This window comes from Methanoplanus sp. FWC-SCC4, from assembly GCF_032878975.1.
Classification (GTDB): Archaea; Halobacteriota; Methanomicrobia; order Methanomicrobiales; family Methanomicrobiaceae; genus Methanochimaera; species Methanochimaera problematica.
In genome coordinates this window covers 2,206,047-2,221,232 of record NZ_CP043875.1, presented here as the reverse complement: position 1 = coordinate 2,221,232, position 15,186 = coordinate 2,206,047, and the positions used below count along the sequence as shown (strand labels likewise).

Below are 15,186 nucleotides of genomic sequence, written 5' to 3'. Positions count from 1 at the left end.
AATTTCAGGTTATAAGCGGTTTTTTAAAAATTTTCCACCCGTAATCAAAAAGCCATTATATGGTCTTCGTTAAGATGAGGATATAAACTTTATTTAATTATTTGAACCGGAAATAAATATCTAATATATAAATATATTTAATCGCCATCTGGAAATCGTAAACAAAAATACTGTTTATTTTAAGTTGAAAGATTCATTTTATTGATACAGACCGGAATAAAAATAATCAATATTTTCTCATAAATCCTAAAATAATTGAAATATATCTTATATTTTGAAAAATGAAGAAAAAAGAATCAGGGGGCATGCTGTCTCTGTGAAATATTATTGCATTGCAGATGAGATGTGCAAAGACTTTATACAGATAACGTCATAACTATTGTTGGTGGTTGTGCCGGATAATATAGTCCGGTGAATTTTTCAAATGGGGGGTTTATAGGCATATCAAAATCTGACCGTGTCATAGACCAATAATCACTTATTTTAGATTTTTTTAAGGATAATCTGATTTAATCCTAAACACTTTAATGAAATTTAGAGGAAGTTTTTTTCATAATGATTCTGAAAATGACTGCAAAGGCACAAGAATAGCTTTTTTCACAGTCTGCATAAAAAAATTAAAATTTAAAAATTATGCTGCATTCAGATTGGAGTGAAGCCAAGAGCTTCATTTGTCATTTTTATTGACTCTGCAGGATCAACAACCTCACCTGCCATTGCCCTTATGGCATCCACTGTCTCAACAACAACATCAGCTTCCTGGTGGATTGCCTGGAAGAAATAAAGTTCTGTTTCATTCAGCACTGATACAGATTCTTCAAATATACATGATTCCCAGAGATCCGCACGGGGTCTGCCCAGGTCTGATGCATATTCCTTGATCTCTGCCGTGCTTGTAATGCCAAGCCCTTCTCTTACAAGCCCTATCCTCGGATTTGCTTCAATCAGTTCAAGTACACGCTCAACTGTCGCCGGATTCTTAAGATCCATCTGGACAACATGCATGTGCATGAATGTTGTCGGAACAATCATTGCAGTGGTTACTATGTCAATATCAGGGATCACTGTCAGAACATCCGGCCCGTGGTGTGACGGAATTGTGACAGGGTTTAAGACTACCGCATCAACAGGCCCTTTCTTGATTCCACCCGGATCCGATCCCCTCCTTACCATTGTGGCACGTACTTTGTTTACGCCGAACTCGTTTTTGATCTCGTTTATGATACGGCATAATCCTGTGGTGTTGCATGAAACCACACGGACAAACTGCCTCCCGACAGCCTCTTTGTAATTACACGATGAATTGAAGGAAAAGCCTGCCAGTTCGTGCTTTTCTCCTCCTTCCCATGCCGCTTTTTTGCCGTATTTTTCATAAAGGGCTTTGTTTTTCTCACCGACCCCCCCGGGTGTTGCATCAACCACAACATCAGCCTTTTGGATCATCTCCTCAACACTCCCGGCAACCTTTATTCCGGCAGCCTCAAATGCCTGCTTTTTTGAAATGTCTGCAATATAAAGAGGATAACCCCTCTTATTTGCGACTAGTGCCTCACTGCTCGGTCTTGTTTTGGAAACCCCGATTATTTCCATATCTTTCTGGGCACTGACTGCATCAGCTACCCTCTTTCCGATGGTGCCATACCCGTTGACTGCAACCTTTATCATTGCTCACTTGTTTGATTTGTTCTATGATAATAATTACATCTCAAATCCCGTTAACAGGGGATTTTGAAAAGATGATACTCTGTCAAAAAATCGCCTTATATTCTGCAACACGGGTATCAGACTCGTTAGAAAAGAGAAAATCGAAAAATAAGACAGTGCGCCTCTTAATCGCGCCCGCCTTTTGCCGTAAAATCAGATAAAATGCCAAAGCCGCCGGGGAAAAGAAAGGGAAAAAGGACTCTGGAAATATGATATATCAGATTAGATTCTAATTTTATTGTATGAGAAAATCAATAACAATATTTCTCTTAATTGCACTTCTTGCACTTGGCGTACAGGCATCTTCTGCCGAATCGCAGGTTTCCGAAGAAAATCATTCTGAATGGATGAAAATAATATCAGTTGATGACGGGCAGCTGTCTTCAATATGGCAGCTTTCAGACGGCAGTTTTGTAGCAGGGGGAAGCGATGCAAACGGGCGCCTGCTAATAGGTATGACTGACACGGGAGATATTGCATGGAAAAAAAATATCCCCGGAGGAGATGAGAACGGAACAGTCAGGTTTGTTGAATCATCACCCTCAGGCGGCCTTTACCTGTTCACCGATGGTGAAAACCTGATAAAAACAGACATGAAAGGAGATGTAGAATGGACATATCATCAGGCTTTCGGAGTCGTTACCTCAGTTGAGATTACACAAGCCGGGGATGTCCTTCTTGGAGGTGATTATTACCAGTCATTCCTGACAATGGTCGGAAAAGACGGGGCTGAACTATGGAACAGATCACTCGGAGGGCCTGAAAGCGGAGGACAGTTCAGGATTACTTCTGCGCAGAGTGTTCAGGATAATGGATTTATTATAGCCGGCTACGTGAGCCCGATAATCGCAGGCGGGGAGTATACAGGTTTTATTCTCAGAATCGACAATGAGGGAAACCAAATCTGGGCAAACCAGTATAAAGGTGATGATGCAGGATTTATTCTGACAATCACACCTTCATATGATGATGGTTTTGTTGCAGGCAGAATCAAGTTTGATGAAGCCTCACTTTCAATAAAAAAAGATGAAACGCCAACAGTCGCTTACCTCATGTTCATGGACAGTGAAGGAAAGGTAACAGAAGAGAAACCCATGCCGGGTCTTGATATGATCTATTACATAACAAAGGGACCTGAAAACAGCTATTACCTTCTTGGACTGTACCATAACAGCGTTACTGACAGGGATGAATTCAAGGTATTAAGAACGAATTCAAAAGGAAATATAATCTGGGAAAAGCCTTTTGAAAATACAAAAATAACATCTGTTAAGACAACATCAGACAGCGGAATAATTCTTGCCGGAATTGATGAAAATACAAATCAGAGTATAATTATCAAGATGGACGCAAAAAGCGATGCAAAGGATGTGCCCGGATTCGGTTTTATTTCAGGCCTTTTTGCAATGACAGCAGCAGGTCTTTTTGTTGCAGTCAGAAGAAAATAATTCTATTTTTTTGTATTTTTAAAAGAACAATTCTGAATTAAAAGGAGGAGTGTTGCTTTTTAAATCTTCGTAATATTTCAGCTTCTCTGAGCTATGAAAATTTAAAAGAGCCCTGGTTCCTTTTTTAATGGAATAAGATTAATTTTTGGGTACGTGTGTTTTTTGTTTTTCAGTATGGGGGTGGAGTTTATAGGAGTTTTATTCCGGCCACACCTTTTTTGAGAGGTATAGTGGTTTGTCTGGTTTTCCTCCTGTTAAACCCGGATTATGTTGCAGCTAATCCGGAGAATAAGGAGAATTCATTGATAATTTGCCTTGTTATGGAGTTTTTGTGCATATTACCAGGAGTGGCCGGAAGGCAATCTCACTTTTTGCAATTTGTAGAGGTTTCCAGGGCACTGTTGGAATGCCACTGGTATTGCGTTAAATAGGTTGTAAATAATAGTATATAATACCTCCCCCCAATGCATGGCATTGACCAAAGCGTTGTGAAAATCCATAACGCTGAGGATAACGAAAGCAATAAGTAATGCCTGAAAAAAACTAAAATAAGAGATAATGAACGTCTACGCTGATGAACTCTCAAAAATCCTTGATATTCTAAAGGGCAACCCCCGCGGAATGTCAGTAACAGACATCGCAAACCTGGTTTCTGTTAACAGGAATACTGTCTCAAGATATCTTGACATGCTGAGAATATCAGGTCAGGTCGACATGAAAGCCTATGGAAAGGCCAAGGTTTTTTTTATATCACAAAGAGCCCCGGTCTCCGCGATGATCAACTTTTCTTCAGATATGGTCGTTGTAATAGACAGCGATTTACGTATCGTTCAGGTTAACGACTCCCTCTGCTCCCTTCTTGATATAAATGATGAAAATATTGTTGGAAAGGAGATCAGAAATTCACCTCTCGTGGGACTTGATCATCCCCTGATCAACGAGAGACTAAAAGCCGCCCTTGAAGGTGAGGAAACAGTTGATGAGATCAGAATAGTAAAGATAGACAGGGAATTTTTTTATAAAACCCGAATAATCCCGACAGTCCTCAATGACTCCACCCCCGGAGTTACAATAATGCTTGAGGACATAACGGAAAAAAGAGAGGCGGAAGAGGCACTCAGGGAAAGCGAGCAAAACTTCAGGGCACTTGTGGAAGAGATAAACGATGCCATCTGGAATATCGATGAGGAAGGCCGGTTCATTTATGCAAGTCCCCGTACCAGGGATATATTAGGATCTGATACAGGCGAAATCATAGGATTTCCGCTCATGGATTACCTTGAAAGCAGTTGTGCAGCACAGTTTGAAACTGCAATCAAAAATGCAAAAGATACAAAAAAATCCCAGCTAATAGAATGTCTTTTTAAAAATTCAGAGGGAAAGTCTATAAAAACCGAATCCAGCATATGCCCGAGGTTTGATGAACTCGGATACCTTACCGGTTACAGAATCGTAAGCCGTGATATATCAGAGAGGGAAAATGCAGTAACTGCCCTTTTTAAATGGAAATCATTTCTGGGCTCCATTGTCCAGAACATACCTGCAATGGTACTTGTCAAGGAAGTTACCCATGGTACATACATATTTTTCAATAAAAGTGCCGAGGACTTTTTTGGAATCTCCAGAGATGATTCTGTCGGAAAAATGGGCTGTGAATTATTCCCGGACAGAATTACGGAATATCTTATTTCAGGGGACAGGGATGCGATAGCAGCCGGGAGCCCTGTATTATTACCGGAAATCTCAATAAAATCCGCAAATAACAGTGAAAGAATCATAATGTTCAGGAAAGTCCCGATATTCGGCCGTGACAGAAAACTGGAGTATATTATGACTATCGGGGAAGATATTTCCGAACAGAAGACTGCTGAAGCCGAAATACTAAGCCAGCGTGATCAGGCACAGAGCTATCTGGATGTCGCGGGTGTAATGATTGCAGTTGTCGGTTGCGATGGAAAAATTAAAAGTCTGAACAAAAAGGGCTGTGAATTCCTCGGCTATAATGAGGAGGATATTGTCGGTTCGGACTGGTTTTCAACAGTTGTACCAAAAGAAAGAGGCTTTGATCTGAAAAAGAAATTTGAATCCGCAATATCCGGGGGCTGTGTTCCAAAATCCGGCGAAAAGGGTTTTGTTCTTACAAAACAGGGAGAGGAGATAGAAGTCGTATGGCACAATACATACCTCAAAAACCAGGACGGCGGAATAATCGCAATGGTTTCATCGGCAGCAGAGCTGAACTGAATATATTTTTCAGAAAAATATTTATTTATAACTTTTACATCTTACACAATATATTTAATTTTAATGATATCATTTTGGAATCTTCACATATATTACTGGCCCGATAAAATATACCAAAACAGCAAGTCTTATAAAAATATGAGGAGGATTTCTATAAACCCCCCTCAACCACAAGTACTTTATTTTCCCAGATCGATCTTTAATTCATGAGTAATTTCACTAATTTTGCAATAAAAAGTGAATATGAGCATATTGCTGAATTGGGAGATCGATTGGGTGAAGTTGAAAAGATGATTGACTGGGAACAATTCCGCCCTATCATCAAAGAACTATATACAAACCAAACTGAAATTGGAGGCCGTCCAAATCTGGATGAGGTTCTGATGATTAAGATGCTCGTCCTTCAGCAATGGCACGGTCTCTCTGATCCTGAACTTGAAAGACAGGCTAATGACAGGATTTCTTTCAGACAATTTTTGGGTTATCCCTTAAAGATACCTGATCGTTCTACTATCTGGCTTTTTCGTGAAAGACTATCCAAATCCGGAAAAGATTCTCTAATTTGGAATGAATTACAGCGACAACTGGATCTTAAAGGTCTTTCAATTAGAAAAGGTATGATTCAGGATGCAACATTTATTCACTCAGATCCCGGACATACAAGAGTTGATACTCCAAGAGGAAAAGAAGCAAAGACCAGAAGAAGTAAGGACGGTACATGGACAAAGAAAGGAGGGAAATCTTACTTTGGATATAAGCTGCACGTAATTATTGACAGTGATTATGATCTGATTCGAAGGATTTGTACTACTACTGCATCTCTACACGACAGTCAGATTGATTTATCTGATATTGATGAAGTTGTTTACCGGGACAGAGGCTATCAGGGAGCTGAATGCAAAGGATACAATGCCACAATGTTGAGAGGAGCAAGAGACCATCCAATAGGTATCAGAGACAAACTTCGTAATAATAGAATCAGCAGGAAAAGATCCAAAGGGGAAAGACCATTTGCTGTGATTAAATCAGTTTTTGGATCAGGCAGTGTAAAAGTAACCGATTTGAAAAGAGTGCGGGTGAAAAATATGTTTTCAGCATTTTGTTTTAATCTCTATCAAATGAGAACAATTTATGGACATTGATCAAAGAGCGATAGCTATCTGAAATTGAAAGAAATATTCAAAGAAATGAAAAAATAAATCGGAAGAACAAACCTTTGATCTTATTGATTCAGTAAAAATTGGGATTATAGTAATTCTCTGAGATTTAATTTGTACATATATTGCATACCAATTGATGAAGACTATTGATGTGCATCCGGACCGGTTATGAAGGATAATTATGACATCTTATACGTTGATGATGAAGATGTACTTTTAGAGGTCACAAAACTATATCTGGAAAAATCAGGAAATTTTTCAGTAGACACCGCATCTTCAGCCAAGGCAGGGCTTAATAAAATTGTTGAAAATAATTATGATGCTATTGTATCCGATTATGAAATGCCTGAAACAGATGGGATTGAATTTTTAAAAAAAGTCAGATCTTCAGGTAATGATGTACCTTTTATTATTTTTACAGGAAGGGGACGCGAAGACGTTGTTATAGATGCACTAAATTACGGTGTTGATTTTTACGTGCAAAAAGGCGGTCAGCCAAAGGCCCAGTTTGCCCAACTTACAAACAAGATAACCCAGGCGGTTCGGAGAAAAAGAGCTGAAAAAAATTTAATTCATTCTGAATTAAAATACAAGGCACTTTTTAATTCAACTGGAGCCGCAACTGTAATTGTCAACAAAAAAGGCACCATTCTCCTGTCCAATGCAGGTTATGAAAAACTTTCCGGGTACAGCTGTGCGGAGCTTGACGGCCAGATGAATTGGATGGATTTCGTTGACGAGAAGACTTTTAAGCTGATGACTGAAAAATCGGATAAAAGAAATGCTTTTTCTTCATCGTATCATGATTCTTACGAATTCAAATTTAATGATCGTTTTGGCAGGATTCATGACATTCTTCTGATTATTGAGGCCATAAAATATAGTGAAAATTTTGTATGCAATCTAATTGACATAACTGAACAAAAAAAAGTTCAGAATGAACTCCTTGAAAGTCAAAATAAATTAAAGACGATACTTAACACTCTGCCCGAGATAATTGTTCAAAAAGACAGCAATCTCAAAATTTTATGGGCAAACAACGCTGCAAAAGAACTAAATCCGAATCTCATCGGCAGAACATGCTATGATGCATTTTTGGGGAGACGAAAACCCTGCAAAGACTGCAATGCATTAAATGCACTTGAATCCGGCGAAATTATGAAAAAAACCATTTTTAATGAACAATTATCCGGAAAGAGTGAGAGCTACTGGGAAAAAACTTCAATTCCAATAATGGATTCCAAAGGAAATTACAGTTTGGTTGTGGAATTCACAAAGGATATAACTTCTAATATAAAATCAAAAAATAAAAACATCTTCAAGCAGAATCTTGCAGAAAAACTTGTTATTACTTCACGTCTTGATGATGCCTTAAACATTATCTTTGAATCACTGATAACAGTCCGGGGAATAGATTCAGGAATTTTATTTCTAAAAAATGAAATCAAGGGCGGACTCTCACTGGTAAGATCCATCGGAATAACTGAAGAATATAAAATATCCGTAGATTATCTTGCACCTGAGAGTTCATGCATGAAGCGACTTCATCACAAAAGACCAATATACGGAGATTTTGACGATATAAGTCCAAATATGATGGATATTTCAAAATATGAGGGTTTTAGGTCATTTGCATATCTGCCGATAACTGATGACGCGGAGATTATAGGTGCATTTTTCCTTATATCACATAATAATTCAAAAATAGCGGATTTTTCAAAAGAAATCCTTGAATCAGCAAATGATATTATTGGCAGTTCTCTTTCCAGAATAATCACAGAAGAACAACTCAGGGAATCAAAAGAAAAACTCAGTATTGCATTAAAGAGTGCAGAACTTTTCGTATGGGAATATTATATTGAAGATAAAGTGATTAAGTGGAACAATAATCTTCTTAAAAGTCTTGGTTATTTCTGTAATGATGTAGTAGAAGCCGAATGGTGGTCATCACTGGTGCACCCTGATGATCAGGAAAACAGAATAAAGAAGATAAATTCAAATATCAATGGAGATGGAGATTTTTATTCAGGCAATTACAGAGTCCGTGCTTCCAGCGGGGAATGGAAATGGCTTAATCTTCTGGGAAAAACAACAGAGCGTAATTCGTGTGGCAATGCCACGCGTATTGTTGGTGTTATTCAGGATATCACCGAAATAAAAGAGAATGAAAATGCATTAAAAATTGCAAATAAAAAATTAAATCTTCTTTCAAGCATTACAAGGCATGATATTATAAATCAGCTGACACCCGCCTTTGCTTATCTTGAAATGTGCAGGGATTCAGCCGAAAATAATGAAGAAATTTTGAATTATTTAAATAATGTAGAGAACCATGTCAATGTAATTGGTAGCCAGATCTCATTCACAAAGGATTATCAGGATCTCGGACTTGAAATGCCTCGTTGGCAGGATATCAAAACCATAGTTGAACAATCAAAAATGCACGTTGACCTTAGTAATATTAAGCTTGATTTATCCGATATTTCTAAGAATATTCTAATTTATGCAGACCCGATGTTTGAAAAGATTTTTTTTAACCTTTTAGACAATTCAGTCAGACATGGAGAAAATGTCTCCGAAATATCAATATTCTGTAAGAAAGATGAAGAAAGTATTAAAATCATATACAGTGATAATGGTGCAGGGATTCCTTTTGATATAAAAAATAAGATTTTTTTAAAGGGTTTTGGGAAAAATACAGGTCTGGGTCTTTTCCTAACGAAAGAAATTCTTGAAATAACCAAAATTACTATTGAAGAAACAGGAATTCCCGGAAAATGTGCAAGGTTTGAAATCTCTGTCCCGGGAAATAAATGGAAAATCACGGAATAAATATTATAATATTTCATAATATCTGTCAGAATATTCTTTTTTATCGTACTTTTCAATATATTGAACTGATAAAATCACGACTTTGATGAATCAAAAATAAATGTCAGACAAAACTAGACCTTCATTATATTTTTAACAAGGGTTTTATTATAATAACAAAGTAAACTTCTTGCACTATGGTTACCCGCCTCAAACGCTATGGTCAGATCGCAGACATCATGGTCAAGTACGGTTTTGGCATATTTCTTGATGAAATTGATCCAAATGCAACCAGAAGAAAGGTATTTTACAAAAAAGCCGTACCTGACAGTCGTTCACCATACGAGAGGATGAGGCTGGCATTAGAAGAGCTCGGACCCACGTTTGTAAAATTCGGACAGATGCTTGCCTCAAGAAGTGAAACTCTGCCGCCAGAACTAATCGAAGAGCTAAAAAAGCTTCACAACGATGTCGCACCCGTTCCTTTTCACGAGATAAAACCGGTAATTGAAGAGTATTGCGGAAGGATAGAGGACGCTTTTTCATATTTTGAGGAAACTCCGATTGCAGCGGCATCCATAGGGCAGGTACACAGAGCAATACTAAAAGACGGAACAATAGTCGCAATAAAGGTTCAGCGCCCCGGTATAACCGAAAAAATTGAGACTGACACGCTTTTGATTGAAAACATGGCGAAGAGGTATGAAAAGGTAAATCCTGCGGTGAAAGCCTACAACCTCTCCGGCATGGTTGATGATTTCGCACATATGATGAAACGCGAGCTTGATTATGTTGCGGAAGGTAAAAATGCCGATATATTCAGACGCAATTTCATCAACAAACCACAGATTAAGTTCCCAAAAATTTTCTGGGATTATTCGGGATCAAGACTTCTTACAATGGAGTATATCGAGGGTATCCGTGTCGACAATATTGAAGGAATTAAAATATTCGGATATGAACCTGCCGACTTTGCGGATCTGGGATTTGAGGCTTACCTAAAAATGATATTCGAAGACGGATTCTTCCACATTGATCCTCACCCCGGCAATCTTATTGTGACTCCGGATGGAGAGCTCGCTTTTATTGATCTGGGCGCAATAGCAATAATACGGCCTGAAAGGCGGGATACCTTCATCAAACTTCTCCTGGCAATCGTTGATACCGATGTTGACATGATAATTGAGACATTTCAAAAACTCGGGGTCAGAATTGACGAGGATGACATGGATGATATTAAGGATCAGCTCTATTATGCCCTTTTTGACACCGAAGGATTTGAAATCTCAAGCGTTGATGCCGGAAATGCATTAGAGTCAGTCCCGAAGATTATGAACCAGTACAACATTCAGATCCCCGGAACTTTGATGTCACTGTTAAAAGTGATAATGATGGTTCTCGGAATCGGAATTACCCTAAACCCTAATTTCAATTTTTACGACAAAGCAAGGCCATATTTAAGAGAAATTGTACATACCAGGTATTTCTCACCAAAAAGTTTCAAAAAGACCTCTCACACACTGCTCGAAAGTGTTGACAGCATTATGAAGCTTCCCAGAATATTCAACAGAACCATGAACAAGTGGGCTGCGGGGAAAGTTCAGATTGATATTGTTGCAAAGGATGTGGAGAAGCTCAGTGAGACAATCGATAAAGCGACAGACAAACTTTTAATGGGGCTTGTGGCATCATCGCTTGTAATCGGGGCTTCAATTGTAATGTTCTCAGCAGATATCGAGTATGCCCAATGGCTCATCTATCTGACAGTAGTGATCTATGTGGCAGCATTTTCAATCGGCCTTGGTACTCTGATAAAAATAGTTTATATTGATGATAAGAAGAAGAAAAAGTACTAAATCCAATATTTTATCAATTTAATTTATGGAATATTTCAGTTGAAAAAAGGTGTTTTGTTCAATGTGTGGAATTGCAGGCATTTATTCAGAAAAAGGCAAAATAAATAGTGATATTTTAAAAGATATGGCAAAAGCCCTTTCACATAGAGGCCCTGATGGTGAAGGGTTTTATATTTCAGTAAATGTCGGCCTTGCTCATAGAAGACTTTCTATCATAGACCTCTCAGAATCCGGAAAACAGCCCATGTCAAATGAAGATGAAACCCTCTGGCTTGTTTTCAATGGTGAAATTTATAATTACATGGAATTGAGAGAAGATCTAATAAACCTGGGACACAAGTTTCACTCCAAAACTGACAGTGAAGTAATTATCCATGCTTATGAAGAATGGGGAAGCGATTGTACAAAACATTTTAACGGAATGTGGGCTTTTGCATTATATGATAACAAAAATGACGAGATGTTTTGCTCTCGTGACCGTTTCGGTATAAAGCCTTTTTATTATTCATTAATTGATGGAGAATTTATTTTTGCATCAGAAATAAAGGCACTTTTAAAGCATCCAAAAGCAGGAGTGATTCCAAATGACAGGAAAGTTTTGCTTTATCTTGGAAATGCTGTTCAGGACACGGATGAAGAAACCATGTTTGAAGGAATATTTCAACTCCGGCCTGCATCATCCATGTACATAAAAAAAGGCATTCCTGAAAAACCATTCACTTACTGGGAGTATGAAGTATCACCACTTAAATTATCTTCTCCTGATTTTTCGGATGAAAATGCTTCGGAAGAACTTCTTTTCAAAATAATTGATTCTGTAAAAATTCGTCTGAGAAGCGATGTGCCGGTTGGAACTTGCCTCTCGGGAGGTCTTGATTCATCCACTATTGTATCGTTGATAAACAACATCATAAAAAAAGAAGGGATTAAAAGTGTCGGTGATCGTCAAAATACATTTTCAGTATGTTTTGAAGACAAAAGATATGATGAAAGCGAATATATCGATGAAGTAATTAATTCCACTGGTGTTTCAGCACACAAAATTTATCCTCTCGCAGAGGAACTTGAATCTGATCTTAATCGCATTATATACATGCAGGATGAACCATTTGGGTCGCTTTCAATTTATGCCCAGTATAAAGTGATGAAACTTGCCGGTAAAAATGTAAAAGTCATTCTTGACGGTCAGGGTGCAGATGAGCAGCTTGCAGGATATCTGGGATATCAGACAGCATATATTAAGAGCCTAAAAGGAAACATTCCCCACTTTTTATCAGAAATTTATGGATCCTTCCGCCTTCATAGAACATTTTTCATATCTGCCATCACCCAGCTTTCCGCAAGGAAAAAAAGAAGGAAACTTTTAAAAGGAGATATTCCGGTCATTAACAGATATGATGGAACACTGGACCTGGTTTTAAAATCAGAGGTTACCAAAAGTAATTTACAGGCACTTCTGCACTATGAAGACAGAAATTCTATGGCATTTTCAATTGAATCAAGGGTGCCTTTCCTTGACTACCGTCTCGTTGAATATATAGGTCTTTTACCACTCGATCAGAAAATACGGCGTGGTGTTACAAAATACGTATTAAGAAAAGCAATTAAAGGGATCGTTCCTGAAAAAGTCCGTTGCAGAATGGATAAAATGGGTTTTGTTACACCTGAAGAAATATGGATGGCGAATGAATTGTCAGATCTTGCAACCGGGATCTTTAATTCAGAATCATTTAAGAGAAGAAAATACTGGTATGCCGATAGAGTTCTTGAGAACTACAACAGATTTCTAAAAGGAAAAAGCGAATATTCCGGTGATTTCTGGCGCATCATGTGTACAGAAATGTGGATGAGAATTTTCTTTGACAACAGGAAAAATATTTGACAGATTTCTCAAAAAATCCATTTAATTATTTTATTCAATTAGAAATCTTTTTGAAAAACCACTTATTGTCTTTGTCTCTTCAAAGGGGATGACGGGTGAAAAGAGCTTTAAATCAAAAGTTACATCACCTGTGACTTTTACGATTACATCACCTGATATAAAACCCAGTGCGGCAGATACAAGCGACCTGTTCTCAAGACTTGCCGGAACATTTATTTCGGTTACGCCGTTTCCATTGATCCTTATATCTTTTTCAAATCCTCTCCCAATAATTTCTCCAGTAGAATCGTTTTCCAGCAGATTTACGGAAAACCGGAGGTCTTTTAATGTAACACCAAGCGGAAGAGGATTAAAAACATCAATGGTTACAATAATCCCGGTTTTTTGAAAGGAAACATCTGTAAGCATTACGCTCTTTACATTTACTTTTGGTTTTTTATCAAAGCTCATATTAATGCCGTCAGTTTTTTATTTACATTTTTAACGTATCTTTTTCATGTATCATTGTAAGCATCATCTTGAAATTTTCCTCGGCATATACCGCATGAGGTATATTTGCAGGCATAATCAGAATTTCACCTGTATTTAATGAGAATTTTTCATCTTTTATCGTGAATATTCCCGACCCTTCAATAACCTGCACTATCGCATCATATGGGGCTGTATGCTCAAAAAGCTCCTCTCCCTTCGCAAAGGCAAAAACTGTTATTGTTCCTGTCTTTTTAAAGACGAGCATCCTGCTTACCACTGATCCTTCCTGATAATTTACAAGCGATGCGGGATTAAGCACCCTGGAAGCCATATTCTCTCTTTCCTGAGTCATAATGAAGCTAATGATCCTTACTGACTATAAATATCTTTCATTTTGATGAAAATCTCCTTAAATTAGTTCTATTTTAAAAATAAAAAAAATAATGAATTTAAAAAATATAGCAAGGATTATATTATCGGAGATCATATTCACCTTTTAGTAAGGGGGGAATGATTTGATTTATCTGAGGGGTATCTATTCTTAAATTTAAATCGCTCATGCCTGGTCTTTCACCAGATGTTTATGGTACTGCCAATAACATTAGCTGTAAGGATAAATCCCCGCGATCTTCCTGATTTGCTAGATTTTAAGGAGATTAAATATAATGGCTGATGCAAAAGTCTTGATTGTTGAAGACGAGGTCATCGTGGCGATGGGTCTTGAAAGATCTCTTGGCTCCTTTGGCTACGATGTTGTTGGTCTTGCAACAAACGGAAGAGATGCCATAAAAATGGCAAAAGAGCTAAAGCCGGATCTTGCACTGATTGACATAAACCTCGAAGACGATATTGACGGTATAGAGGTTGCCGGAAGAATTTCTAAAGATGATATTCCGGTTATATACCTTACATCATACACCGGAGACGACACGCTTTCCCGTGCAATTCTCACAAATCCTTACGGTTACCTCACAAAACCGGCACGCCCAAGAGAAATTTACACAACAATAGAGACTGTTTTACACAAGCACAAGGCGATTATGGCTGAAAAAGCCAGAAAAAAAGGCGAAGAGAACTACCATGCTCTTTTCAACAGTCTTCCTATCGCTGCTTCAATCATATCCACAAAAAGTGCCGGCCACTCCGCACATTTTGAAGAGGTTAACAATCTGTTCTGCGGATACTGCGGTTACAGCAGGGAAGAGATCACAGAAGCGGAACCCTGTGAAGTAATTGTTCCGATTACAAAGGATTTTTCAATCTGTATTGAGGATATTGAAAATACAGGAACCGGCGAATATGAAGCATTTTTAAGCTCAAAAACCGGGGATAAAATACGGGGAAGAATACTGATGAAAGGGGTCAACTTTGAAAATACAAGTCAGATTCTTACAGTTTTTTATGAAAAGAATGACGAGGGAAAGATTTCCAAAGGTGAATCCCCCTCCTTTTCGCTTTCAGAAAATATAGACAAAATTAAGGAATCAGTCTCATCAATCATTGCAATTTCAGGTCTTGGCGGCGGTGTTGAAATGGAGGAGATCTACCGTTACGCCGAATCAATAGATGAAATTCTCTCTGAAAAATAATCATTTTTTTAAATATTCCCC

General features: G+C 38.0%; 10 protein-coding genes. 7 read left to right on the top strand and 3 right to left on the bottom strand.

Annotation, left to right across the window (positions count from 1 at the left end; translation table 11 throughout):
* Positions 1-642 precede the first annotated feature (642 nt).
* Positions 643-1,665: a type II glyceraldehyde-3-phosphate dehydrogenase gene (locus tag F1737_RS11190; RefSeq protein WP_317136662.1), complete on the bottom strand. Its 1,023-nt coding sequence runs from the start codon at positions 1,663-1,665 to the stop codon at positions 643-645.
* A gap of 281 nt (positions 1,666-1,946) precedes the next feature.
* On the opposite strand from F1737_RS11190, the gene F1737_RS11185 reads away from it, so the two are divergent.
* The 6 genes from F1737_RS11185 (at position 1,947) to asnB (ending at position 13,105) form a co-directional block, all read left to right on the top strand.
* A complete protein-coding gene (locus F1737_RS11185; RefSeq protein WP_317136661.1) occupies positions 1,947-3,152 on the top strand; it encodes a PQQ-binding-like beta-propeller repeat protein in 1,206 nt (401 codons plus the stop codon).
* 558 nt (positions 3,153-3,710) lie between these two features.
* Complete coding sequence (locus tag F1737_RS11180; RefSeq protein WP_317136660.1) at positions 3,711-5,396, top strand: PAS domain S-box protein; 1,686 nt, start codon at positions 3,711-3,713, stop codon at positions 5,394-5,396.
* A 206-nt stretch (positions 5,397-5,602) separates the two neighbouring features.
* On the top strand, positions 5,603-6,538 hold the full coding sequence (locus F1737_RS11175) for an IS5 family transposase (protein ID WP_317135806.1): 936 nt from the start codon (positions 5,603-5,605) through the stop codon (positions 6,536-6,538).
* A 186-nt stretch (positions 6,539-6,724) separates the two neighbouring features.
* Positions 6,725-9,388: a PAS domain S-box protein gene (locus F1737_RS11170; protein ID WP_317136659.1), complete on the top strand. Its 2,664-nt coding sequence runs from the start codon at positions 6,725-6,727 to the stop codon at positions 9,386-9,388.
* A 176-nt stretch (positions 9,389-9,564) separates the two neighbouring features.
* Positions 9,565-11,223, top strand: a complete 1,659-nt coding sequence (locus F1737_RS11165) for an ABC1 kinase family protein (RefSeq protein ID WP_317136658.1) — start codon at positions 9,565-9,567, stop codon at positions 11,221-11,223.
* Between the two features lie 61 nt (positions 11,224-11,284).
* A complete protein-coding gene (asnB, locus tag F1737_RS11160) occupies positions 11,285-13,105 on the top strand; it encodes an asparagine synthase (glutamine-hydrolyzing) (RefSeq protein ID WP_317136657.1) in 1,821 nt (606 codons plus the stop codon).
* Positions 13,106-13,135: 30 nt separating this feature from the next.
* Here the strand turns inward: asnB and F1737_RS11155 are convergent, their stop codons facing one another.
* Both F1737_RS11155 and F1737_RS11150 read right to left on the bottom strand, forming a co-directional pair.
* Entirely contained in the window at positions 13,136-13,555 is a 420-nt protein-coding gene (locus F1737_RS11155) for an LEA type 2 family protein (protein ID WP_317136656.1), read from the bottom strand.
* Positions 13,556-13,577: 22 nt separating this feature from the next.
* Entirely contained in the window at positions 13,578-13,928 is a 351-nt protein-coding gene (locus tag F1737_RS11150; protein ID WP_317136655.1) for a cupin domain-containing protein, read from the bottom strand.
* A gap of 313 nt (positions 13,929-14,241) precedes the next feature.
* Between F1737_RS11150 and F1737_RS11145 the strand changes: the two genes are divergently transcribed.
* A complete protein-coding gene (locus F1737_RS11145; RefSeq protein WP_317136654.1) occupies positions 14,242-15,165 on the top strand; it encodes a response regulator in 924 nt (307 codons plus the stop codon).
* Positions 15,166-15,186 lie beyond the last annotated feature (21 nt).

Bases quoted from the DNA above. Each gene is read 5' to 3' on its own strand.
- F1737_RS11185 (WP_317136661.1), top strand. From the start codon at position 1,947: ATGAGAAAATCAATAACAATATTTCTCTTAATTGCACTTCTTGCACTT.
- F1737_RS11175 (WP_317135806.1), top strand. From the start codon at position 5,603: ATGAGTAATTTCACTAATTTTGCAATAAAAAGTGAATATGAGCATATT.
- F1737_RS11165 (WP_317136658.1), top strand. From the start codon at position 9,565: ATGGTTACCCGCCTCAAACGCTATGGTCAGATCGCAGACATCATGGTC.
- F1737_RS11145 (WP_317136654.1), top strand. From the start codon at position 14,242: ATGGCTGATGCAAAAGTCTTGATTGTTGAAGACGAGGTCATCGTGGCG.
- F1737_RS11190 (WP_317136662.1), bottom strand. From the start codon at position 1,665: ATGATAAAGGTTGCAGTCAACGGGTATGGCACCATCGGAAAGAGGGTA.
- F1737_RS11150 (WP_317136655.1), bottom strand. From the start codon at position 13,928: ATGACTCAGGAAAGAGAGAATATGGCTTCCAGGGTGCTTAATCCCGCA.
- F1737_RS11180 (WP_317136660.1), top strand. From the start codon at position 3,711: ATGAACGTCTACGCTGATGAACTCTCAAAAATCCTTGATATTCTAAAG.
- F1737_RS11155 (WP_317136656.1), bottom strand. From the start codon at position 13,555: ATGAGCTTTGATAAAAAACCAAAAGTAAATGTAAAGAGCGTAATGCTT.
- asnB (WP_317136657.1), top strand. From the start codon at position 11,285: ATGTGTGGAATTGCAGGCATTTATTCAGAAAAAGGCAAAATAAATAGT.
- F1737_RS11170 (WP_317136659.1), top strand. From the start codon at position 6,725: ATGAAGGATAATTATGACATCTTATACGTTGATGATGAAGATGTACTT.